20 protein-coding genes and 1 riboswitch are annotated in these 21724 nt (G+C 49.6%); of the genes, 7 read left to right on the top strand and 13 right to left on the bottom strand.

The window, feature by feature from the left end; genetic code table 11:
• Positions 1-157: 157 nt before the first annotated feature.
• From H9Q79_RS15560 to H9Q79_RS15550, 3 genes are all read right to left on the bottom strand, one after another.
• Complete coding sequence (locus H9Q79_RS15560) at positions 158-841, bottom strand: TasA family protein (RefSeq protein WP_249328697.1); 684 nt, start codon at positions 839-841, stop codon at positions 158-160.
• 92 nt (positions 842-933) lie between these two features.
• Positions 934-1344: a hypothetical protein gene (locus H9Q79_RS15555; protein ID WP_118648277.1), complete on the bottom strand. Its 411-nt coding sequence runs from the start codon at positions 1342-1344 to the stop codon at positions 934-936.
• Between the two features lies 1 nt (position 1345).
• Positions 1346-1864, bottom strand: a complete 519-nt coding sequence (locus H9Q79_RS15550) for a hypothetical protein (RefSeq protein WP_118648275.1) — start codon at positions 1862-1864, stop codon at positions 1346-1348.
• Between the two features lie 534 nt (positions 1865-2398).
• On the opposite strand from H9Q79_RS15550, the gene H9Q79_RS15545 reads away from it, so the two are divergent.
• Positions 2399-3214, top strand: a complete 816-nt coding sequence (locus tag H9Q79_RS15545; protein ID WP_283245086.1) for a collagen-like domain-containing protein — start codon at positions 2399-2401, stop codon at positions 3212-3214.
• Between the two features lie 135 nt (positions 3215-3349).
• Here H9Q79_RS15545 and H9Q79_RS15540 read toward each other — a convergent pair whose 3' ends face one another.
• From H9Q79_RS15540 to H9Q79_RS15520, 5 genes are all read right to left on the bottom strand, one after another.
• A complete protein-coding gene (locus H9Q79_RS15540) occupies positions 3350-4492 on the bottom strand; it encodes an adenosylcobinamide amidohydrolase (RefSeq protein ID WP_249328696.1) in 1143 nt (380 codons plus the stop codon).
• A complete protein-coding gene (locus H9Q79_RS15535) occupies positions 4482-5462 on the bottom strand; it encodes a TIM barrel protein (protein WP_249328695.1) in 981 nt (326 codons plus the stop codon). Before H9Q79_RS15535 ends, H9Q79_RS15540 begins: the two co-directional genes overlap by 11 nt.
• A gap of 406 nt (positions 5463-5868) precedes the next feature.
• Positions 5869-6063, bottom strand: a riboswitch (cobalamin riboswitch).
• A 93-nt stretch (positions 6064-6156) separates the two neighbouring features.
• Positions 6157-6297, bottom strand: coding sequence for a hypothetical protein (locus H9Q79_RS15530; RefSeq protein ID WP_249328694.1), 141 nt, complete (start codon positions 6295-6297; stop codon positions 6157-6159).
• A 23-nt stretch (positions 6298-6320) separates the two neighbouring features.
• Entirely contained in the window at positions 6321-10742 is a 4422-nt protein-coding gene (locus tag H9Q79_RS15525) for a DUF3783 domain-containing protein (protein WP_118648271.1), read from the bottom strand.
• Positions 10743-10899: 157 nt separating this feature from the next.
• Positions 10900-11439: a DUF6512 family protein gene (locus tag H9Q79_RS15520; RefSeq protein WP_118648269.1), complete on the bottom strand. Its 540-nt coding sequence runs from the start codon at positions 11437-11439 to the stop codon at positions 10900-10902.
• A 66-nt stretch (positions 11440-11505) separates the two neighbouring features.
• Between H9Q79_RS15520 and H9Q79_RS15515 the strand changes: the two genes are divergently transcribed.
• Positions 11506-12495, top strand: a complete 990-nt coding sequence (locus H9Q79_RS15515; protein WP_118648267.1) for a 2-hydroxyacid dehydrogenase — start codon at positions 11506-11508, stop codon at positions 12493-12495.
• Here H9Q79_RS15515 and yaaA read toward each other — a convergent pair.
• The 3 genes from yaaA to H9Q79_RS15500 all read right to left on the bottom strand — a co-directional run bounded on the left by yaaA (position 12490) and on the right by H9Q79_RS15500 (position 15684).
• Positions 12490-13239: a peroxide stress protein YaaA gene (gene yaaA / locus H9Q79_RS15510; RefSeq protein WP_118648295.1), complete on the bottom strand. Its 750-nt coding sequence runs from the start codon at positions 13237-13239 to the stop codon at positions 12490-12492. The genes H9Q79_RS15515 and yaaA overlap by 6 nt on opposite strands.
• A gap of 13 nt (positions 13240-13252) precedes the next feature.
• Entirely contained in the window at positions 13253-14446 is a 1194-nt protein-coding gene (locus tag H9Q79_RS15505; RefSeq protein WP_118648265.1) for a pyridoxal phosphate-dependent aminotransferase, read from the bottom strand.
• Positions 14447-14823: 377 nt separating this feature from the next.
• On the bottom strand, positions 14824-15684 hold the full coding sequence (locus tag H9Q79_RS15500; RefSeq protein ID WP_249328693.1) for an Rpn family recombination-promoting nuclease/putative transposase: 861 nt from the start codon (positions 15682-15684) through the stop codon (positions 14824-14826).
• Between the two features lie 250 nt (positions 15685-15934).
• On the opposite strand from H9Q79_RS15500, the gene H9Q79_RS15495 reads away from it, so the two are divergent.
• The 5 genes from H9Q79_RS15495 to H9Q79_RS15475 all read left to right on the top strand — a co-directional run bounded on the left by H9Q79_RS15495 (position 15935) and on the right by H9Q79_RS15475 (position 19666).
• Positions 15935-16195, top strand: a complete 261-nt coding sequence (locus tag H9Q79_RS15495; protein ID WP_118648812.1) for a helix-turn-helix transcriptional regulator — start codon at positions 15935-15937, stop codon at positions 16193-16195.
• Positions 16196-16264: 69 nt separating this feature from the next.
• Complete coding sequence (locus H9Q79_RS15490; RefSeq protein ID WP_118648824.1) at positions 16265-16933, top strand: response regulator transcription factor; 669 nt, start codon at positions 16265-16267, stop codon at positions 16931-16933.
• 88 nt (positions 16934-17021) lie between these two features.
• Entirely contained in the window at positions 17022-17936 is a 915-nt protein-coding gene (locus H9Q79_RS15485) for an ABC transporter ATP-binding protein (protein WP_118648814.1), read from the top strand.
• Positions 17929-18759 carry an ABC transporter permease gene (locus H9Q79_RS15480; protein WP_249328692.1) on the top strand — a complete coding sequence of 277 codons (831 nt, stop codon included), beginning with the start codon at positions 17929-17931 and terminating at the stop codon, positions 18757-18759. Before H9Q79_RS15485 ends, H9Q79_RS15480 begins: the two co-directional genes overlap by 8 nt.
• A gap of 19 nt (positions 18760-18778) precedes the next feature.
• A complete protein-coding gene (locus tag H9Q79_RS15475; RefSeq protein ID WP_118648820.1) occupies positions 18779-19666 on the top strand; it encodes a sensor histidine kinase in 888 nt (295 codons plus the stop codon).
• Here the strand turns inward: H9Q79_RS15475 and H9Q79_RS15470 are convergent.
• A complete protein-coding gene (locus tag H9Q79_RS15470; RefSeq protein ID WP_249328691.1) occupies positions 19645-20973 on the bottom strand; it encodes an MATE family efflux transporter in 1329 nt (442 codons plus the stop codon). The two genes, H9Q79_RS15475 and H9Q79_RS15470, sit on opposite strands and share 22 nt — an antisense overlap.
• Positions 20974-21190: 217 nt before the next feature.
• Positions 21191-21400, bottom strand: coding sequence for an alpha/beta-type small acid-soluble spore protein (locus H9Q79_RS15465; protein WP_118648822.1), 210 nt, complete (start codon positions 21398-21400; stop codon positions 21191-21193).
• Positions 21401-21724: the final 324 nt, after the last annotated feature.

Raw genomic sequence — 21724 nt, 5'->3', positions numbered from 1 at the left:
TTCCCCCGTATCATAAGCTGACGTATGACCAGGATGTTTCCTGCTATGTACACATCAAACCGTTTTTCTGCCAGCCGGCTCTCCCGGCTAAGGCTGATGGCTTCTGGTCCTTTTCTTCATGGCTTTATTTTTTATTTCTTTTTCAGTTTTCGGTCTTTCAGCCGCCTACAATATCTGTCTTTGTATCTTCCCCGGTCTTATCCTTCGACGGCCCCTGGTTTACAAGAACCTTCCAGACGTCCGACGGCGCCGTTTTGTCGTCTGCCCCAATGTCATTCGCCTGGATTCCAAACGCTTCTACCTGGATATTTTGGGTGGTTTGCTCCAGCGTCTGGTCCTCCACAACATTTGCGACCGTTATGCTGTCAAACAGCGCAGGGGTCACCTGGTCTTTTGCAAGGGCTGTACATGCCTGGTCAGTGCCATACACATACCGGTGCAGGACGGTTTCTGCGACAGTGTCCTTTTCTCCGCTTCCCAGTTCTGTCCAGCCTGCGTTTACGGTATATTTTACAAGCTCTGTGTCTGCTGCTGTCTGTTTCACACCGGCATCATTGACCGTAACCACGTTCTTATAAGGCACAGTCACTTCCAGGAATACAAACTCGTCATTGATTCCATCATTTTTGATTTGGGGATCTTTCTGTACCACCTGATTGGGCGTCAGATCTTTTACTTGGTCCGGATTCCAGCTGGGTTCCTGCAGGTCCAAGGATATTTTTCCAACGGTAAAGGTATTTGTCGCCGTATCTGCGTCTGTAAAATAAGCGCTTACCCCTCCAACGATCAGGACTCCGGCTAATGCTGCCGCCAGCATAATTGTCTTCGTTCCTCTTTTCATTTGTCGCCTCCTCATCTATCAGTAATCAGCAATCAGTAACCAGCAGAAAAGCGGCCTGATGTGTACACAGCCTGTTTCTTTATTTCTTTCATTCATAGATCCACAAAGTCGTACCCATAGTCTTCCGGATGCTCCATTTCCTGAATCAGCCGCTTCGCTTCTTCCTGGGTGTTGCACCGTACTCCGAGATCGCTCCAGTCTCCCGACATCCGGTCCGTGATCCGATAAATCCGGATGTTCTGATTCCTCAGACATTTGTCCCAGTCCCAATCCTCCACCGGGGTTTCATGGTCATAGTGCTTTGCAGTATACCCTTCTACGGCCAGCATCGGTTTTGCCCCATGGAAAGGGATATTTCCCAAGTACCGGATACTGTTCACAGTAAAGCGCACAGCCCACAACGCACACTGCTCCGGATCATAAATAAGTTCTTTTTTAAATCCATACAGCTCCTCAATGCTCTCCAACAGCTCTTCCTTCGTATTCCTGCCATTTGCATCCATGTTATCCCTCCTGCCCTGCTATTTGCTCAAATGCTTCCCAGGTATCCCTTGCACCTTCCGCCTGCGCGGATTCAAAGTAGACGTCAATGCTGACATCTGTTAACTCTTCCGGCAGCTCTTCCAGAAGCTGGATGCCGGTGAACAGGGGCGTGGTCTCTTCCCCCGGCGCAAGAACCGGCGTATAGTAATAGTAACCATCTTCCCATTCCGCCCATCCCGTTCCCCGGATCCCTTTCAGCCCATTGGTGTAGTAGTCAATGTATTCCGCTACCCTATGGTCTGATAGGAAAATGAACGCCCTCACATAACAGTTTACTTTCCCTGTGTTCTCCACCCTGGGTGTTTTTGCCGTAATCTCCCCGATGGCCGGTGTTGTAAACTCTTCCTTCGCCTCAATGGTGTTCGTTCCAATCCTGAAGTTATTCGCTGCCGTATCAGAATCTGTGAGATACGCACTCAGGCTCGCCATCAGCACGGCTGCTGCTGCAATGCTGATATAAGGTAGGATTGTCTTCCTCATAAATCTCACCTCCCTCCACATGGTACACCGATGAATATATCCTTTTGCTTGCATGGTTCTATGTACATTTTCCTTATATAAAAGTATGAGGACTTAGTTAACTAGGAGTCCTTCCTTGTATTACCACTCTCAAAGCCTTGGGAGAGCGGCTGTATCCTCGGCATTAGCGTTTACAGCCGTATTGCTTTCGACGAAAAGGAGCCCTCCGTCCTTCCCGATTACATTTTGATATCGAGACTATCTGTAATTATGCTTTGCAAGTTTTGCGGCCTACGCTTAGCAGTTAGTATCTCTACTACCCACTCAAGGCTCGCTTGCTGCGGTACGGCTTATACCTCACAACATGGAACTTTCACCCATGGAACTTCAAGCCCTTATCTGCGCGTACCCTGTTAACAAAAAAGGAAGCCGCTGTTTTAAACGACTTCCTCTTTTGCAAACCTGATTTTTATTTGCCTCTGTACATTTTGGTGACTGTCCCCGTGTCAGGACTTGTCCAGCCCTGCTACGGTCTTTTTGTAATTATAGGTGCAATTGTCTTTAAGATGTTTCAATGCCGCATGGTTACGGCGTTTTCCCCGTTGCGCATATATTTACGGTGCTACTGGGCCTACTGGCCCTACCGGACCTACTGGTCCCATTGGGCCTACCGGCATTGCGGGCGCTGTCGGTGCTACCGGGCCTACCGGCGCTGACGGCGCTGTCGGAGAAATCGGACCCACCGGACCTACCGGCGCTGAAGGCGGTGCAGGCGAAACCGGTCCCACCGGGCCTACTGGTGAAACCGGGCCCGAAGGGCGCGCCGCAACAATTAATATTGGCAATGTAACCACCGGAGACCCTGGCACTGAAGCTCAAGTATTTAATTCTGGAACTGATACTGACGCCATATTCAACTTTGTCATTCCCAGAGGTGAACCCGGAGGCGGAGGCACTCCCGACGTATTAGGTACTGTTGATACTGCAGCTCAAATACCTGCAGCCGGAGAAGCCCTGACTTTCACCACGAACCCGCTTATATCAGGAACAGCAATTACGCACCAGGCAGGCTCTTCTGACGTCAATATCTACCAGCCTGGCATATATCAGGCAGCCTTCCACACAACAATGACCGCTAATACAGGAACCACAATACCAGCACAGGCAGCTGTGCAGCTTTACCTCAACGGTACGCCGATCCCTGGCTCTGCAACTCGTTATACGTTCTCATCTTCAACGGAAGTTGGAACGCTCTCAACTAATGTACCATTCCAGGTGGCACAGACACCATCCACTCTGACAGTCGTTGTTGAAACTGACGGATTTACCGTTACGGACCGGGCTCTCACTGTATACCGTCTTGGAGATTAAACCAACGCATCATGCGTAGACTGTGCCGCTGATACATTGGTTCCCCACTCATAGAGAACTGGAGTTATTTCTTCTGAAGTTCCAAACAGGAGGTAGCCCTCAGGGCTGCCTCCTGTTCCTGTATATCGGTCTATTTTACGAATAGTTTATGATCCTGTTAATCAGTCTTTCCAAATACTGCTCTGCCATTCGGCATATGCATGCCTCTCTCTCCCCGGGCTGTACCAAAGACTCCTTTTCCGTCATCTCTTCCTGAAGGCCTGCCAGGCACAGCATCTGTGTACCCGCTTCCCATGCTTCCTCAGGGCTTAGTAGCTCCCAGTCCAGCTGATCGAGCAGATGGGCGTACAGAGAGGTATATGTAACCAGCGTATTATCTGTTTTAATATGATCCAGCCGGTCTTCAAACTCTGCTCTGGAGATGACTCCTTCCGCCTGTCTTCCCTGAAAAGCGGCCCAAAGGCTGTCCTCTGTGATGCCAAAACGGTCCATCCGGTTAAGTATGTTATGCTGGTAAGACGGGCAAAGGCCTGACTGAAGATAAAGTGCTTCTTTTACTGCTTTTTTTACAGTCTTTCCGATGTACTCACCCAGCTTACTATGTTTTCCTGCATTGGTCAGGTAAGTGTCAGACTCCGCATTGCATACAATAATTGTGCCATCGGTTCCCGATCCGGTAGCCAGTCCTCTGGAATAGCGGCTGGGCGCCAGAAGCTCCTGAATCGCCGCCGTTTTCGCCTCCGTACAGGATACCAGAGCCCGTGCCAGAGCTCCTTCCGACAGATCCGCATCAATATACAAAATAATATTTATGGTTCCTGGTTTTACTTGATAAGATGCCTCAGACTTTTCATGCCAGGTCGCCGGGTCGCCGATCCGCCCGGCATTATTTTTAATACCTCCGGTCACTATGGCTGTCACAGAAAAATCTTCGTATGACATCGTCTGAACAGACACATTGTCCATACTGGCAGCCGTAGACAGCCCCGAACAGTGTTCCGGGTCCAGACCCAGATCCTCCAAAGCCAGGATATCCATGTGTTCCCGGTAGGTATCCGCCCGCATAGTGCAGGCCATACCCGGACCCGGATTGCCGTCATTATTAAATACAGCCCGCAGGTCTGTACGGTATCCTCCATTGTTCGGTCCGGTACTCAGCACCTTGCGCTTCCCTTTAAAACAAACAACCAGTGATTTTTTATAATGATGTACTTCGTCTCCACCAGGTAATTGAAATATTTTCATGATTTTATTCCCTTTCAATCTCTTACACTCCATCAACCATTACTCCAAGGGCCTCACACTGTCTCAGCAGCTTTTCCTCATGCTCCTCCCTGTCGCTGGTAATCAGTTCATAAGTCAGATAATCCGGTGCAACTGCCTCTATAATTTCACGGACTCTTGGCGTGGTAAAGGGGAAATGCCCGTCAATCTGAAATACATGTTCATAACAGGCGCTTACCCGCTCTTTGTGTGTCTTAGGCATTTCATCCCTTTTTTTCAGCAAATCTTTAACATACTGCCCGGTCAGGCTCTGATTCAAATGTATTCCTTTCATATAGGGGATCATATCACTGTGCGCACGCACCATATCCAGGATATAATCAACAGCTTCTTCCTGTGCCGCAAGCTCCAGATTCGTATGCATCAAATGTCCCGTATCCAGCATGATCCCTTTTTTAGGATAATGGATCTGATCCAGAAGCCGCCTGGTAATCTCAGGCCTGGTAAGAGTCAACCCTGGCCACCAGAGATTTTCCATTAAAAAATCAAATTCATAACCCTTTCCATCCAGCAAGTCGTTCACCAGTTCCGCAGTGTAATCCACTACCTCTTCATCCGTGTGACTGAAAGTGTATGTAAAAAGCTCTGTCATTTTCACATCACTAACATGAAATACAACATAAGAAGCCCCCAGTCTCCTGGCCGTCTCCAAATCTTCGGTCAGAGGTTTTATCATCCCTTCCCGCTCCAGACTGCCAAATACCTCCTCTGCCTGCTTCAGCGTGTCATATTCCGCTTCCAGTGCAGCCATGTCTCCTTTCCACAGGTCAATCCATTCATTAAAAAACCTCAGATGAACTCCTACAATATCTTCTGACGGAAAAAAATCCAGCTTCCCGCCAATACAATGCATCAGTTCAAAACCATCACAGCAGAACCTGCGCACGAAATCAGCAGCATCTTGTCCATCCTTGTAACGGTCTGTATCAAAACTGCAATCCGTAATGTTAATCATCTTTTTCATCTGTCCCGTACTCCTGTACCACTGTTTTTTCCGCTCCTGCTCATAGTTTCCCGCTCAAACACCTCTGGCCCCCACAGGGCATACATTATGGGGTGCCCTGCGTTTTTCCCAGCAGGAACAACTTTCTTCTGTGCAGTTATCTGCAAAAAAAAAGCTCCCGCTCAGGGAGGATAACAATTAAAGTGGGGAGAATGACTTCGGCGCCCGATCGCTGTCAAGCGGAAAACCGGACCATCATTCGTTGCGGAGGAAAATGATGCGGTATAAACAGTGTACCCGACTCCGAAGTATCTCACCCTGCCGTTTAAACGGTGCATAAATCCCGCTCGAAGGTTCCCGGCTGAGTGAATACTCTATCAGGCATTCCATATCTGATGGATAGATGGAAAACTTTGCTCGGAAGCTTCAACCTTATACGGAACAAGCAGGTTTCCTGGCTTACAGATCATCGCGTGACGCCCCTTCTCATATGTAAAAACATACAATGGATAACCGCGTCGTACTCCCTGATTACAGTGACCGGATCGCTCGGGTTTCTCACCCAATTCCCTTTTCACCGACATGATTCTCATGCAGATGCACTTGCAACGTTGATATGGAATTTATACACAACATAATATTACCATCAGACATACTCTCTGTCAAGACATCTCATGTATTTTTTATGGACACAAAGAATCCACTTATAGTTAAATTATGGTTTTATGGCGAGAGGATGATAGATACCCGCTGCTTTTCTGGCTGTTCCAGACGGTACAACGGCTCTCGCCAGCAAGCTGGCGCGCCCCTGTTCCGCCCCGTCTCCCGCCAGCCTTTCGTCCGGGTATCCAAACACCTCCCCTCTCACCGGCCAATATTTTATTTCATTTTTTTCTTCCGAACGCCCATGACAACGGCTCCGGCCCCGCACATGAGGACTAATGCGCTCCAGACAAGCAGGGAGGTTCTGTCAGAGGTGTTTACGGAGGAGGAGGTTTTCTTCCCTGAGGTCAGCGCCGCTGCAGGCATCACCGAGGGACTCACAGACGGTATCTGTGCCTGACCGCCGCTTTCGGCCTGTCCGGGTCCGCCCTGCTCCGCTTTACCGGTTGTGACAGCCAGTATGGCCATATCGCTGCGTCCCACCGGGCTGACGGCGTACATTTTAACCGTATAGGTGGTTTCTTCTTCTAAGCCTTCAAGGTATGCGGAAGTATCCTGACCTCCGCGCTCATAAGTTTTCACCAGCTGTTCACCGGCATATACAACAATACTGTAATTCTCCGGAGCCGGACAGTTATCGGCAGCGGAGGCGGCTGCCCAGTTCAGCTGGATACCCTGGTTTCTCACCATAACGGACACGTTTGGCCTCTCAGGGACCTGCAGCTGAGCTGTCAGTTTACCAAACATATTTACGCCTGTCACAGTAACCGTATTTGAAATCAGACTCTCTGCAGGCACTCCTGTCAGTGTCTGGCTTTTTTCACCGCTGCTCCAGCTGTATTCATATTCTGCGTCCTCCGGGCCATCCTTAACACGGACAGTCATGCTATAGGCGCCGCTGTTTTCTTTTTCAACTGTAATAACGGCAGTTCCCTCTATTTCTGTCATGCCTGTCAGCTCCAGATACTGCTCTTTAAGCGCAGAGTACGCTGACTGAAGACTGGCAAGCGGAGGTTCATTAGATGAAAGGATTTCTCTGGCTTCACTGAGGGCAGTCTGGAAATCCGCCCAGCCCTCTGTTTCCCCATACGTATCTTCTAAAAGTTTTTCTGCTTCTTTAACCATATTTCCCAGAGCCAGCAAGGCCTGGAAGACATCGTGCTCCTCTTCGATATCTCCAATCAGTTCATAAAACAGATATTCCCGGTTATATTCCGTGACAATCGCCTTATGGTCAATGCGCAGCCCGCCATCTGTCATAGCATCAAGGAACCGGTCCAGCAGGGATTCCGGCAGATTGCACATAAGCATAAACTCTGTAGTATAATTTACTCCTGTATATGGTTCAACAGCAGACTCATAGCCCTCCAAGCCGGCCAGATATCCTACAGATTCATTCAGATGACCGTATTCCATAGTCTCTGCCGGGATGCCGAGGTTGTTCAGGATGGTGCGCAGACGCGCACCCCGCGAGCTTTCCTCACCCAGGTTGTAGAGTACGACTTTATAATCCGGCACTTCTTCATCCGGACTAATAACAGGCACTGATGCCGACAGATAATCAACCTCCTCACCTTCCCACTCTGCATGAGGCAGACGAAGCTTGATTATCACCCGGTCTCCAGGGGTCAGTACAACGCCATCTTTTACCGGTACTGTGATTTTTCCCCTGGTCTCCTGCCCGCTCGTGGAATTTACCTGTCCCACACGGGTGACGCGCCCGTACTGCTCCCACATCTCTCCTTCTTCAAATTCCTCGTCTGTATAAGCTGCGGAAAACTGGTAAATAGTTACGTCACAGTAAAACTCCTCACCCATCGCCAGATAGTCATCGGCATAATCCACGGTGACTGCAATGCTGTCAGCATCGGCCTTCACCGCCGACACATCGAAAGCCGCATAGGGAGTGCCCCAGTCCGGAGAAGGCTCTACGGTTACTGTTTCAGACAATGCTTCCGCCCCGTCCACGGTGAGCACCACCTGCAGCTTAGCCCCTGCTTTCAGCTTTCCTGTTCCAAGATACAGGGATTTATTTGTCTCACTCCTGTAAAGTGATCTCTCGTTAATTACCATATCTGTATTCTGATCCAGCGTCTCACCGGTAAACTGGTACAGCTTATAGGACGCCTGCTCCGCACCGGGATCAAAGGTCAGAGAAACCTTCATATACGTATCGCCTTCTGTAATCTGGCTGTCCAGAATATGGGCTGCCGGTTTCTGCTTTTCAGGAACCGCCTGTACGGTCACTGTTCCGGAGGCCGTCTCCGATCCGTCTGAAAGGGCGAGAACCGCCGTCAGTTTTTCTCCTGCTTCCAGCTTTCCGCTGCCAAATATTATTTTCTGACTGCCTGGTCCCGGGGTCACGTCTCCACTGTATATGAGATCCTCTTCTGTATAACCTTCTCCGGCATAGCAGTACAGATCCAGCCGCCCCGTCGATGTACTGTCAAAATTGGCTGTCACCCAGATATCCTCTCTGTCTGCCCGGACCTGGGAAGTCACGATTTCCACTGAGGCTTTTACAGCATCCCCTCCCTCCGACGTGATAAGGACAGGATCTCCGTATTTGTATTTGACAGCATCAGTTTCAGCATCATACAAGTAGAGATGCGGCAAAATCGTCTCTCCGGCTTTCAGCCCTCCCTGGGTAAGTGAGATTGTATAGCTTCCCTCTCCGGTAAATGTAACGCTTCCGATCTGTTTCCGGCTGTCCGCGTCTAATTCACCAGCAGGGCCGGTGGTCAGTATCAGCCTGCCTCCCTGAAACTCTTCACAGCCGGCCACAACTACGGTGGCTTCACCGGAAGCTGTCGTAAAGCTTTCCTCCAGAATCTTCAGGCTGTTTTCAGCCAAAGGCAAACGGACGGCAAAGGAATCACTTTGATATGTTTCACTGCCATTCGCATAGGTCAGAACCAGGCAGACCTTCTCTCCGTCCGCCAGGGTTCCCGGGGCAAATTCAAACAGCAAAGTACCCGGCGCCTGCCCATATTTCCGGGCAATAGGGTTTTCCGTGTCCGCTGTTCCGTCTGATGCCACCCTGCAAAGGGCCGCAATATTAATAGTTCCGGCTGTTTCGCTGTTACCCGCCACCTGAAACTCCGCCTGCCTGCTGTCCGGCGTCAGGACGCCATTAAGCTGAATGGTAAAGGGCTGTGCCTTCTGTATCTCAGTCGGTGCTGACTGGGCCAGAATGCTCCCCTCACGCTGCAAAAATGCGACCAGCAGCTTCCCGGCAGCCAGCGACCCGCTCTGGGGAATGATCTCACAGCTCTGTGCCGTCACGTCAAAGGCAGAACCCACCCAAGCCCCCTGAGACATCTGAAATTCTGTGGTTCCGCTTTCATAGCTTTTTATCAAGAGCACAGAGCCTTCCGGAATGTCTCCCCTGACAGTCACCCGGATCTTATCCGCATCTGCCAATACCGGATTCTCGACCGTTACGCCGGGATGCTTGTCCTGCGCCGCGTCCGCCACCAGCACAGAGTCATCGGGATACCCGAATTGTGGTTCATAGTCATTGCCCTTCGCCAAAAAAATATCTGTATTCTGCGCCCAGTAAACAACCGCGCGTACCCGGTAGCCTTCCCTGAGAGGTTCACTCAGCGTAATTTCTCTGTTGCTGAAGGCCTCTGGGGAAACGATATTGGATGCCAGCGAGATCTGATTTTCCCCCTCAAAATCAAAGCTTTCCCCGTCCGGATATTGTCCGACCGCACATACAATACTTGTTTTTCCTTCCCTGGCCGCCTGGAACAGCCGCTCATCACCTGTAAGGCTGATATGTAGAGAGGTAGTTCCTGCAGTCAGCTCCGTCTCATCAATTTTTACGTCCGGATATATATAATCCTGAAAGCCCTCACCATTTTCATCCACCACCTCTACCGCCTGTGAGTTGACCGCCCGATAGTAATCATCCCCCAGAGGCACGTTCAGGCTGGCAATCACTTTATACCCGGCCTGCAGTGGGAGCGCTGGCGCCGCAAAGCTGCAGCTTCCTTCATAGCCGTCTGTCACACGTCCCGACCAGAGGCGTTTATTATGAGAATCATCCGGGTCAAATGAAGTATTTCCGGCATAGGCATAAATAGTCAGATAACAGCTTTCCACATGGCTGTCCAGCTTTACCCTGACATCCACTCCGGTGTCATCCTGCTGAAATTTCCCATCCTTCACCAATTCTGCCGAACAGTTAGCCAGAATCGATTCCGGCTTGGGATTTTCCGTTTCGGCTGCAGCCACTATCACCGGGTCAGAAGTGTAATCCTTAATCTCTCCGCCGCTGTCTCTTAAAATAACCATAATCTTCTTTCCCGCTTCCGGCGACGGAGACAGCGGCAGCACATTCGTCCCCACCTCCAAATTGCCGGCCAGTGTAAAGTTTAGGCTGGTATAGGAATTCAGTTTACTGCTGTCATAGCTTTCTCCCGCTTCCATCTGAATCACACGTAATATTCCAGAATCCGGCACCTGTGTCAGCTGTACCGTAATAGATGACGTTTCAGATGTAACCACGTTCTCACTGACAGACACAGTCTCACCACTTCCGGCCCCATAGACAGGCACATTCCACAGCGACAAAACCATAATCAGCACTAAGAAAATGCTTCCAATCCGTTTTAGCTTTCCCTCTAACATAGTCCCTCCCTTTAGTTAGTTTTAACTAACTATTGTCTGTTTTTTATGGTTAGCTTTCGCTAACCACTTTTATATATATCACTCTCCCGCAAAAAAGTCAAGGGAATCTCCTTGTTCAGCAAAATATATATAGCACAGAAGCTCGGACTTTCAGACATCATATCCTTAGGAAAACTGACGCCACCCCCGGCTCCGGATTTTGAAACAGCCCGATTTCCGGAGGATTCCAGGTAAAAAAGAAAAAGGCTATGGTACACGCTACCAGGCCGGTTAAAATCAGCCATTTAAAGCGGTACAGCCTCTCCCGCTTCCCCGCCAGGCGGTGTCCTGAAAGAAAAGCGATTACCACACTGAGATAAAAGATCCCGATATCCACCGGCGTGCAGCTATTTCCCAGAATGCCGGAATAAGTATAGAAAAGCACAACAATAGACAGCATTCCCACGAACGCTCCCGTAATGTTGGCATAAAACAATTCCGGAACCCTGCTGTGAAATACCAGCGCTTCGAAAATACTGTAAATAATCATTGGGAAGAATAACAGCTTTAAATGCTCCCAGGTTGACTCACTCACCGGGGTGAACAGCGCCACCACCAGATTCTCGCCTGACCACAGATAAAAAAAATGTGCCAGCGTCCCTGCCAGTGCGGTAAAAATGATACCGATCACTGTGTACTTTTTCAAAGATTTCTGCATAGACAAATCACCTCAATCATAGTATATTCAAAGTTAAGGACTATGATGACAAAAAGGAGCAAAAAGATGAAAATTTTGGTCATGGGGGACAGAAAGCGCTATGAAAAGTACGCCCCGCAGATGAATATTATAGAGAAATCCGAGATAATCTACATTGCCAGAGATGCCTGTACGGCCGCCGCGCTGGAGGCTGCTCCGGATGCCGGCATACTTTTCGCAGATGCCATCTCCCGGGTGGGCGGAGACCTGTTAAAGCAGATGAAGAATCTGAAAATGGTTCATTCTGAGGGTGTTGCCTATAATGGAATCGATGTGGAAACTGCAAAGGAGCTGGGCATTTATGTCTGCAACAACAAGGGCGCCAACGCCGGTGCGGTGGCTGAACAAGCCATTTACCTGATGCTGGCCCTGCTCCGCAGCGGCATTGCCGGAGACGCCGCCGTCAGAGACGGTCGGCAGATTGAGATGAAGGAAGCGCGTATGCGTGAGGGCATCACGGATTTGGCCGACTGCCGGGTAGGCCTGGTAGGCTTAGGAGATATCGGACAAGCCACCGCGCAGCGTCTCAACGCATTCGGTTGTGAGCTGTATTATTACAGCCTTCACAGGAAATCAGCAGAGCTCGAAAAGCAGCTGAAGCTGACCTGGCTCCCGCTTAACCGCCTGGCCGCCGCCTGCGATATTATCAGTCTGCATATGGCAGTCACGCCGGACACTGCCGGAATCATTAACGAGGATTTTTTAAGCCACATGAAAAAAAGCTCTTATCTCATCAACACCGCCCGGGGAGAGCTTGTGGACAACCATGCGCTGCGTGCCGCGCTGATCCAGGGACTGATCGCGGGAGCCGGTCTGGATACTGTCGCTCCGGAACCTGTAACAAAAGACAATCCCCTGGTCACTCTTCCAGAGGATTGTAAAGACCATATTATATTCTCACCTCATCTGGGAGGAATCACAAGCGGAAGCTTCCGGCGCATGTACCGGAAAATGTGGGAAAATGCAGACAGGATCAGCCGCGGCGAACGCCCTGACAACATAGTCAACGGGCTATGAGCTTTTCCTGACGAATACATAGGTCCGCGTATCAGACAAATCCTCACGGTACTGATAGTTCAAACGGCTGAACATCCGGACGCCATCCGGGTCTCTGATCTTACGTTCTGCCAGAAAACGGACCATCTCGCCCCGCGCCATTTTCACAAGGGTGCCCTTCTCGATTATTTTACCGTCTTTTTCTTCACCGAATACGCAGGTAATACAGGGCAGTCCCCGGGGCAGGCCGCTTATAACACTTCTGCTATACTCTTTTGAGGCCAGGTTCAGCACCCAGCCGGCTCCTTCAGATAGGTTATCAGACAGCTTCCGGCCCCAGAACTGATACAGGTTCCCGGCAGTTCCCAGGCAGACCGGAGCCTGCATCTCCAGCCGGTAGGGAACGACTCCGTCCAGCGGCCGCAGCATCCCGTAGAATCCCGACAGTATCCTCAGATGTTCCTGCAGATACTCCCATCCTCCGTCTTCCAGAACAACCGGGGCCATGTACTGGTACTGGATACCCTCATAGGCAATCAGCGCAGGCGTCAGAGCCCGGCGCAGATCCATCTCATGCACACGCCGGTAATTCAGCTCTGCAATTTTTTCATTACAGTTCCAGAGCTTCCGGCATTCTTCCGCCGTCAGGCACTGCAAATACTCCTTCAGCTGCTCCGCTTCCTCCAGAAACACCGGATAATCCCTGAAAGGAAGCGTATCTGTGTCTGTTCTCATCCGTTTTGCCGGAGAGATGATAATTCTCATTCCGGCCGCGCCCTCAAAGCTTCCCATATTCCTCCGCCAGCGCCCGGAAAGCCGGCAGAGACCGGGTGATCTGATCGGTAGTCACGCAATAGGCAATCCGCACATATCCGGGCGTACCGAAATCATCCCCCGGCACCAGCAGCAATTCATGCTTTTTCGCCTTCTCACAGAAAGCGCCCGCATCCTCTTCCATGGCTTTCACAAACAGATAAAAGGCTCCGTCCGGATAAACGCAGTCATAGCCGTAATCCGTCAGCGCCCGGTACAGCAGATCCCGGTTTTTCTTATAGACGCTCAAATCCGACACCTGCCCCGCACATTTCGCAATCACATGCTGGAACAGGCTTGGAGCGCAGACGTAGCCCAGCGCCCGCCCCGCCCCGCAGACAGCGGCGTAAATATCTCCCGCGTCACTGATCTCATCCGGTACCAGTATGTATCCGACTCTTTCTCCGGGCAGCGAAAGAGACTTGCTGTAGGAATAGCAGACTAATGTGTCCCTGTAATATTTCGTCAGATACGGCACCTCCAGGCTGCTGTCATACACCAGCTCCCGGTACGGTTCGTCGGCGATCAGATAGATCGGATGTCCATACTCCTCTTCTTTGACAGAAAGCAGCTCCGCCAGCCTGCGGACAGACTCCTTTCGGAACACAACTCCAGAAGGATTATTGGGAGAATTAACAATCACAGCTTTTGTGTTCTCAGACACAGCGGCCTCCAGCCGCCCAAAATCAATCTGAAAACTGTCAGGCTCTGTCGCCACTTCCCGGAGCACAGCCCCTGCGGTTTCCACAAACACCCGGTATTCCGGGAAAAACGGGGTAAATGTAAGGAATTCATCCCCCGGCACGCACAGCGCAGTAATACAGATTTTTAGAGAGGCCGCGGCCCCGCAGGTCATGTACAGGTTATTCTCATGAAAAGCTGTGCCGAACCTCCTGTTCAAGTCTTCCGCAATTGCTCTGCGCGTCTCTGAATCACCCTGAGCAGAGGTGTAACCATGAAGGTAAACATCATCCTGCGTGTCAAGAAGCTCTCTGACGGCCGCTTTCACGCTGTCAGGCGCAGGCACATTGGGATTGCCGATGCTGAAATCGAAGACATTCCCGGCTCCGATCTCTGCCGCCCTCTGTTTGCTGTACTCAAAAATTTCACGTATTACAGATCTGTGTTTTCCCAGCCTGCACATTGTTTCTGATATCATAAAGATTCCTCCTTAATTTCCTTTCTGAATGCATAAGTTGTATTTATTATATCTCAAACAGATTCCCTGGTAAATAAAAATACGGCAAATATCCTGAGGTTTCCCTCTTGATTATCATTCACAAATACTGTTTTGCAAAAGTTTTTATACATACTATAGAAGCAAAAATCAATGAAGCCCAAAGCGTAAAGTTTTTTGACGCCGTTGATACTAATTACGGGTCAGTTAAAATAGTATTCCTCTGACTTTTATGTGATTGTTAAGTGAGTGACGCCTGATTAGGCAATGAAATTAGATTCCACTGATGACAGGCAAAAGGGGGAATCCCCCAACGCCTGCCGTTTAGATAGAATTGAAAATAGGTAATAGATTTTAATTTACATATTGTTAATAAACTGCTGAACAGAGGTTGATCTGGCTGCCAGGCGGTGCCATTTTTTCAGCAGTTCCAGGTCTGTCTCAGAACAGATTACTGATGACAAATGTCCCGGGACAGGTCCAAGCACTTCCAGCAGTTCCAGAATGGCTTCGGCCGTGGCCTCAATTCTGCCCTCTGTTTTTCCCTCACTTCGTTCTTCCTTTAAGAGTTCTTCAAAGATCATATAACGTTCCCTCATTTCCCTGCTGTTTTTGATGTTCCTGATGGACGTCTGAAGCTGTCTGACATAAGCGCTGTCAAACTCCCCCTGGCTGCCCGCCAGATCTGCGCCCGCGAATTCCAGGAAAGCTGCTAATTCCGCTGAAATTTCGCTCCTGTTGGTCCCCCGCGTGCTGAGAAATATAGTCTTGCAGCCTTCATTCAGCATGATTTGTCCGTCTTCCATACAGCAGTTTTCAAAGGTGTATATATATCTTTGTCTGCCGAAGGGATCAAAATCACAGATAAAAATGACATAGGTATCCGGAAGCCCTGTATAATCTGTTCCGGCCAGAAGCAGCTCCATGTCCATCTGGCTGTGATAATAGCGGCAACGTTTTGTGAGAGCGGGCTTGGGAGAGACCTGCATCTCCACGTTATAATGGGTATTCCGGCTGTCTCTGGCGTAGATATCCAGACGGACGCTGCGGTATTCCGGATGATAGATCAGACATTGTTCCCGGCTGACAATCACCCGGTCAATGGAAATGCCGAGGATGATCTCGAGAAGTCCCCGGCAATTCTCCGGGTCCAGCATGACGGCGCTGAACAGGAAATTATTCTTAATTGTCAGCTCTGCCAGAGTCTTAGTTTGGCTCATGAATCCTCCGTTTCTGCAGAGGAATACTACCTATAATGAATTATATCACAACCCCAAATGAATTTCAATACCATTTTAGCTTGCCGCTTATTAAATGATTGTCAAGTCAGAGGATACTATTGTTTATTTATTGTAAACCGATCATGCTGACTCACTTCCATGTTTGGTTTAACGCAGATGTAACGTTGACTTTACATATAGTGGCGTATATATTAAATATAGGGTTTACTTCACAAGAAGGCTGGCACATATGAAAAATAGAATCAAGGATTTAAGAGAAGAAAATGGACTGACTCAGGAGCAGCTTGGGATTATGGTTGGCGCATCCAGACAGGCCATTCATGCCATAGAAACAGAAAAATCGGAGCCTTCTATCTGGCTTGCCCGCGACATCGCACAGGTTTTCAACTGCCAGATCGAAGAGGTCTTTTTATTTGAAAGAAGTCCCAGAAGAACCAGAGCCAACAGCAGCAAAAGGGAAAACCCTGGAAATCAGAACTCATCGATATGACAATGACCTTATGATTACGGAAAAAATGCAGGGAGGTTCATAGGGTTGACGGCAGAAAGGACATTATTAATGAAAACAATTGCAGTGATCGAAGACGATCCCTATATCGGCGATATGCTGGAAGAGCTGCTGCACAAGTCCGGATACAGAGTCCTTCGGGCATATTCCGGCACGGAAGCCCTTTTGCTTCTGGCACGGAACCGTCCTGACCTGGTACTTTTGGATCTGATGCTGCCTGGCCTTTCCGGCGAAGATATTCTGCCGGAAATCCAGGGACTTCCCGTCATAGTGGTCAGCGCCAGAGCGGATACAGAAGATAAAGTCGGCCTGCTGCTGGGCGGCGCAGCCGATTATATCACCAAGCCTTTTGATCCCCGGGAGCTTCTGGCCCGCATCACAGTCCAGCTGAGGAACGGAGTCTCCGGCCCTCCCCTTCCCCGTCTCACCTTCCATGACCTGACCCTGGATACAACCACACACGAAGCACAGATTTCCGGTGAGGCCGTCCGGCTGACCAAGACGGAATTCGCAATCCTAAGGCTTCTGATGCAGAATCCTGAGCAGGTCATCACGAAATCACTGATGCTGGATCGGATCAGCGAGGATACTCCTGACTGTATGGAAAGCTCTCTGAAGGTCCACATCAGCAATCTCCGCAGAAAACTTCGTGAGGCTGGAGGACATGATTATATTGAGGCGGTCTGGGGCATCGGCTTTAAGTTAAAAGAGCCTTCTTAAATCTTTACGGTTTCTTTACTTTTTTCTTTACCGCTTTCTTAACCTCCTGCTGTTAGAATGACCGTATCAAAGACAAGGAGGCATTTTTATGGAATATTGTTTAACCACCAGAGCCTTAAAAAAGCAATACGGCCATTTCACCGCTCTGGGCGGCTTAACCATGCACGTACCGAAAGGCTCTATCTATGGCTTCGTGGGTAAGAACGGGGCGGGAAAAACCACTCTGATCCGGCTAATCTGCGGGCTTCAGGAGCCCACCTCAGGCACTTACACCCTTTACGGCCGGGAAAATACAAGCCGGGAACTAATAAAATCCCGGCGCAGAATGGGAGCTGTCGTAGAGACACCCTCTATCTATCTGGACATGACGGCAGAAGATAATCTCAAAGAGCAGTACCGGATTCTGGGCCTGCCGTCTTTTAAAGGTATAGCAGATTTGCTCCGCCTGGTGGGGCTGGAACATACCGGCAAAAAGAAAGCCCGTAATTTTTCTCTGGGCATGCGCCAACGCCTCGGCATCGCCGTCGCTCTGGCAGGCGATCCGGATTTTCTTGTGCTGGATGAACCCGTGAACGGCCTGGACCCCCAGGGCATCATAGAAATACGGGAGCTGATCCTGAAGCTGAACCGTGAACACCAGATCACTGTTCTGATATCCAGCCATATTCTGGATGAGCTTTCCCGCCTGGCAACCCATTACGGTTTTATAGATAACGGGCAAATGCTGAAGGAAATCAGTGCAGAGGAGCTTGAGAACGCCTTCCGCAAATGTATCCGTCTGGAGGTCACCGATACCAGGATACTGTCCCGTGTCCTGGACAGCATGGGGCAGGAATATTCTGTGCTTTCAGATACGGAAGCCGATATATACGGACAGATTAGCATCACAGAACTGACCATGGCTCTTGTACAGGAAAATTGCATCATCAAAGCCATGCACGAACATGACGAGAGCCTGGAAAGCTACTATGTCAGTCTGGTGGGAGGTGAGCGTGATGAATAGACTATTAGCCTCTAATTTTTCCCGATTGCTGAAGAGCAAAGTATTCTGGATCACCATCGCGGGTATGCTTCTCTACGGCGTCGGAACCTGCATCAGCAGCTATCAAAACCAGATAAAATATGATACCGCCGTTACCCTGGATGGGATTTTCTTTCTACACATGATGCTTATCGGCGCATTCTGTGCGGTATTTTGCAGCCTGTTCATCGGTACGGAATACAGCGACGGCACGATCCGCAATAAGCTTATGATCGGCCACCGGCGAAGCTCTATTTACCTGTCAAACCTGATTGTCAGCTCTGCCGCAGGTCTTCTGATGTGCCTGATCTACTTTATGACGGTCAGTGCTATCGGCATTCCACTGTTTGGTTTTTTACAGACTGATCCGAAAATCATATGGCTTATGATATTAAACAGCGCATTACTGATTATCTCTTATTGCTCAGTTTTTACAATGCTCTCGATGCTCAGTCAGAATAAAGCTGTTGTGGCCGTAATCAGCATTATCGGATTTTTCGTGCTGTTCTTCCTGGCTATGAACATCTATGCCCGGCTCTCAGCGCCTGAATTCTATGAAAGCTACATCATGGGCGAAGCCGTCGGTGACATGACCTCCCAGGCTATGGCTAACCCGCAATACCTTAGGGGTTCTGAACGGGAAATCTGGCAATTTTTCTTTGATTTCCTGCCAACGGGCCAGGCTGCACAGATTTCTAACCTGAAAGCTGTCCATCCGTTCCGCCTGCCCCTGTATTCCCTGGCCATCCTTGCCCTGACGGCTGTTCCCGGCATATTGGCCTTTCGTAAAAAAGATATCAAATAATCAGTAAGGAGAACTGTCTATGGAAGTCTGGCTGTGGGCGCTGTGCGGCCTGTTCGCACTTATCATTCTGCTTCTCATCTTAAAACTGTATCTGATGCGGAAATCCGCAGATGAAATCTGCAAGGCAGTTACCGACAGGCTTGCAGCCGAATCCAATGTCCTCATTGATATTTCCAGCCGGGACAGCCGCATGCGCAGGCTGGCAGATGCCCTCAACCTGCAGCTTCGCAGGCTCCGCAGTGAACGAAACCGCTATCAGCAGGGAGACACCGAGCTGAAGGAATCTGTCACTAACATCTCTCACGATCTGAGAACTCCCCTGACAGCCATCTGTGGATATCTGGACCTGCTTTCCCAGGAAGCGCTTCCGGAACAGGCCAGACGGTATCTGGGATTCATCAAAAACCGGACAACGGCTATGAAACAACTGACTGCAGAACTATTCCGCTATTCCATCGTCCGCTCCACAGAGACGGAGCAGCCGGAACAACTGACATTAAACAGAGTCCTGGAAGAAAGCCTGGCTTCCTATTATGCAGCCATGTGCCAGAAACAGATTACCCCCGTCATTTCTATTCCGGAACAGCCGGTCAGACGCTACCTGGAGCCCACCGCCCTTACCAGGATTTTTGAAAACATACTCAGCAATGTCCTGAAGTACAGTGACGGCGACCTTTCAGTCATTATGGACAGCGATGGGAAAATTTCTTTTTCCAATAAAGCTGCAGGCCTGACCCCTGTTCTGACCGGACAGCTTTTTAACCGTTTTTACACGGTGGAGACCGGAAGAAATTCCACCGGCCTGGGACTTTCTATCGCTAAGCTGCTGACCGAACGCATGGGCGGACAGATCACGGCCAAATACCAGGATGAAACACTCTCTATTCAGGTCTGGTTCCCCGCCTGAGCCGCACTTCCGTATTTTCGTTTCAGCACACAGGCTAAAACGGCGACAAAGCATTCTGTCACAGGAAATGCCAGCCACACGCCTGTAAGACCCCAGCATGCCGAAAGCAGGAACGCCATGGGAACGATAAGGAAAATCCCCCTGCACAGAGAGATCACTTGTGCGGGAACCGCTTGATCCATCGCGGAGAAGTATGTAGCGAGTACGATATTAAAACCGGCGAAAAATGTCGCAGTGAAATACAGCCTCAGCCCTTCTACGGCAATTTCCTGAAGCTGCAGGTTCTTCCCGCTGTTAAAAACTTCCGCAATCGGACCGGCAAACCAGAACACCACCAGATAAATCAAGCCGGACAGCACAGCGACCGTAATAATGCCATAGCGCAGCACTTTCCGGCTGCCCTCCTGCTGGTTATATCCACAGGCCCTGCTGACCAGCGGCTGGATTCCCTGAGCGACCCCGGTAAAGACCGCCAGCACCACCAGCGAAAGGTTGGCAATCACCCCATAAGCTGCGATTCCCACGTTGCCCTGCAGATTCAGAATAATTGTATTAAAAACGATGATCACAATTCCGGAGGAAACCTCCGTGACTAACGAAGGAAACCCAAGCGAAAGAATCATACGTGTCCATCTCAGCGACGGCTTCCCTTTCACAAAATGAAACTGATTCCTCTTTTTCACCCAGTGAGGGGAAAGGATCACCATACTGATCACAGGCGCGAATCCCGTGGCTAGCACCGCTCCAAAAATCCCCATATTCAAAGGAAATATGAAGATATAATCCAGCAAAATATTAGACAGGCTCCCGCCGGCCATGGCAAACATCGCCCTTCCGGGATCTCCGTCGTTTCTCACAAAACAGATTAAAACGTCATTCACCAAAAAAGCCGGCGAGAACAAAAGCAGCACTCTCAGATACGTTTCCGTCATCCCAAAAACCTGAGTGTCCGCCCCCAGCATCCTGGCAATTCCGCCGGACAGAAACAGGCCGGCGCAGAAAAATATCAGCGCGAACACTGCTGTGAGGCAGATTACATTTGTAAAAATCCCATCAGCATTTTTTGTCTCCTTCTGTCCCCGGCAGATGGAATAGCGGATAGCCCCTCCCATCCCCAGCATCAGGCCGCTTCCATGAATAAAACTGAAGACCGGAATCGCCAGATTCAGCGCCGCCAGCCCTTCCGCACCCATCCCTTTGGACACAAAAAACGTATCCGCCAGAATATAACAGGATAACGCCACCATTCCCAGCACATTCAGCGATGAATACTTGATAAAATCTTTCAGATAATGATTTCCTTCCATACCGTTTCCCCTTAACACTTTTGACGATTCCAAACAGAACCTCTTAAAAAATACTTCGGCACAAAAAACGCCAGCCTTTCTATCTTCTATGGCCTATCGATAGAAAGCCTGACGCATAAATTCTTACCCGGCGGTAAAAACTGGTCTGTCTGATTCAATTTCCGCCCATATTATAACAAAGACTTTTAAAAGTGTCAACAGAAGAACTTTCCCGTTTTCACCCCTTTATTGTCAGTGCTTCATCATTTAATTCTCTTTTTCTTTTCGTCACCAGCCCTCCTATACGTCCTGTTTCTTTGGCCGACAGTTGTTTCCATCCGTTTTCCAGGACTTTATCCAGCAGTCCCAGCTCATCTGCTATTTCGTATTTCAGAGATTCTTCAGGTGTCAGATTATGAAGGTCAATTTTCTTTTCTTTTTTTGGCATTAAAACCACACTCCTTGTCAAACGTGTTTGTCCTTTAGAGTGTGGCCTTATTTCTGTTCCTTATTCAACATTTTCCATTTTGTCCTATCCCTTACATTCCAGATTATACCCACAAGGCACCCCGTAACTCATGCTTCTGGCGGGGCGGGCGAGCAACTCACGCTGTTCCTCTGACCTGTCAGGGCATGCATCACGGGATACTCTGGAGTTATACATTGCGAAGCCGCACAGGCTGCTCCCCCACCCGCTAGGGTATTCATTGCGAGGTCCCCCTGGGGGTATCATTTAAGAAACATTATTTTATAATCCGCAAACCAAAACGGC

It is taken from the genome of Wansuia hejianensis (assembly GCF_014337215.1).
Taxonomy (GTDB): Bacteria; Bacillota; Clostridia; order Lachnospirales; family Lachnospiraceae; genus Scatomonas; species Scatomonas hejianensis.
The sequence above is the reverse complement of the archived record's forward strand: the minus strand, read 5'-3'. Positions and strand labels throughout refer to the sequence as shown.

Excerpts from the sequence above, each read along its gene's own strand:
- H9Q79_RS15560 (WP_249328697.1), bottom strand. The coding sequence starts at position 841 with ATGAAAAGAGGAACGAAGACAATTATGCTGGCGGCAGCATTAGCCGGA.
- H9Q79_RS15470 (WP_249328691.1), bottom strand. The coding sequence starts at position 20,973 with ATGGAAGGAAATCATTATCTGAAAGATTTTATCAAGTATTCATCGCTG.
- H9Q79_RS15525 (WP_118648271.1), bottom strand. The coding sequence starts at position 10,742 with ATGTTAGAGGGAAAGCTAAAACGGATTGGAAGCATTTTCTTAGTGCTG.
- H9Q79_RS15490 (WP_118648824.1), top strand. The coding sequence starts at position 16,265 with ATGAAAACAATTGCAGTGATCGAAGACGATCCCTATATCGGCGATATG.
- H9Q79_RS15475 (WP_118648820.1), top strand. The coding sequence starts at position 18,779 with ATGGAAGTCTGGCTGTGGGCGCTGTGCGGCCTGTTCGCACTTATCATT.
- H9Q79_RS15505 (WP_118648265.1), bottom strand. The coding sequence starts at position 14,446 with ATGATATCAGAAACAATGTGCAGGCTGGGAAAACACAGATCTGTAATA.
- H9Q79_RS15550 (WP_118648275.1), bottom strand. The coding sequence starts at position 1,864 with ATGAGGAAGACAATCCTACCTTATATCAGCATTGCAGCAGCAGCCGTG.
- H9Q79_RS15485 (WP_118648814.1), top strand. The coding sequence starts at position 17,022 with ATGGAATATTGTTTAACCACCAGAGCCTTAAAAAAGCAATACGGCCAT.
- H9Q79_RS15535 (WP_249328695.1), bottom strand. The coding sequence starts at position 5,462 with ATGAAAAAGATGATTAACATTACGGATTGCAGTTTTGATACAGACCGT.
- H9Q79_RS15500 (WP_249328693.1), bottom strand. The coding sequence starts at position 15,684 with ATGAGCCAAACTAAGACTCTGGCAGAGCTGACAATTAAGAATAATTTC.
- H9Q79_RS15515 (WP_118648267.1), top strand. The coding sequence starts at position 11,506 with ATGAAAATTTTGGTCATGGGGGACAGAAAGCGCTATGAAAAGTACGCC.
- yaaA (WP_118648295.1), bottom strand. The coding sequence starts at position 13,239 with ATGAGAATTATCATCTCTCCGGCAAAACGGATGAGAACAGACACAGAT.
- H9Q79_RS15495 (WP_118648812.1), top strand. The coding sequence starts at position 15,935 with ATGAAAAATAGAATCAAGGATTTAAGAGAAGAAAATGGACTGACTCAG.
- H9Q79_RS15520 (WP_118648269.1), bottom strand. The coding sequence starts at position 11,439 with ATGCAGAAATCTTTGAAAAAGTACACAGTGATCGGTATCATTTTTACC.
- H9Q79_RS15465 (WP_118648822.1), bottom strand. The coding sequence starts at position 21,400 with ATGCCAAAAAAAGAAAAGAAAATTGACCTTCATAATCTGACACCTGAA.
- H9Q79_RS15480 (WP_249328692.1), top strand. The coding sequence starts at position 17,929 with ATGAATAGACTATTAGCCTCTAATTTTTCCCGATTGCTGAAGAGCAAA.
- H9Q79_RS15555 (WP_118648277.1), bottom strand. The coding sequence starts at position 1,344 with ATGGATGCAAATGGCAGGAATACGAAGGAAGAGCTGTTGGAGAGCATT.
- H9Q79_RS15540 (WP_249328696.1), bottom strand. The coding sequence starts at position 4,492 with ATGGAGTGTAAGAGATTGAAAGGGAATAAAATCATGAAAATATTTCAA.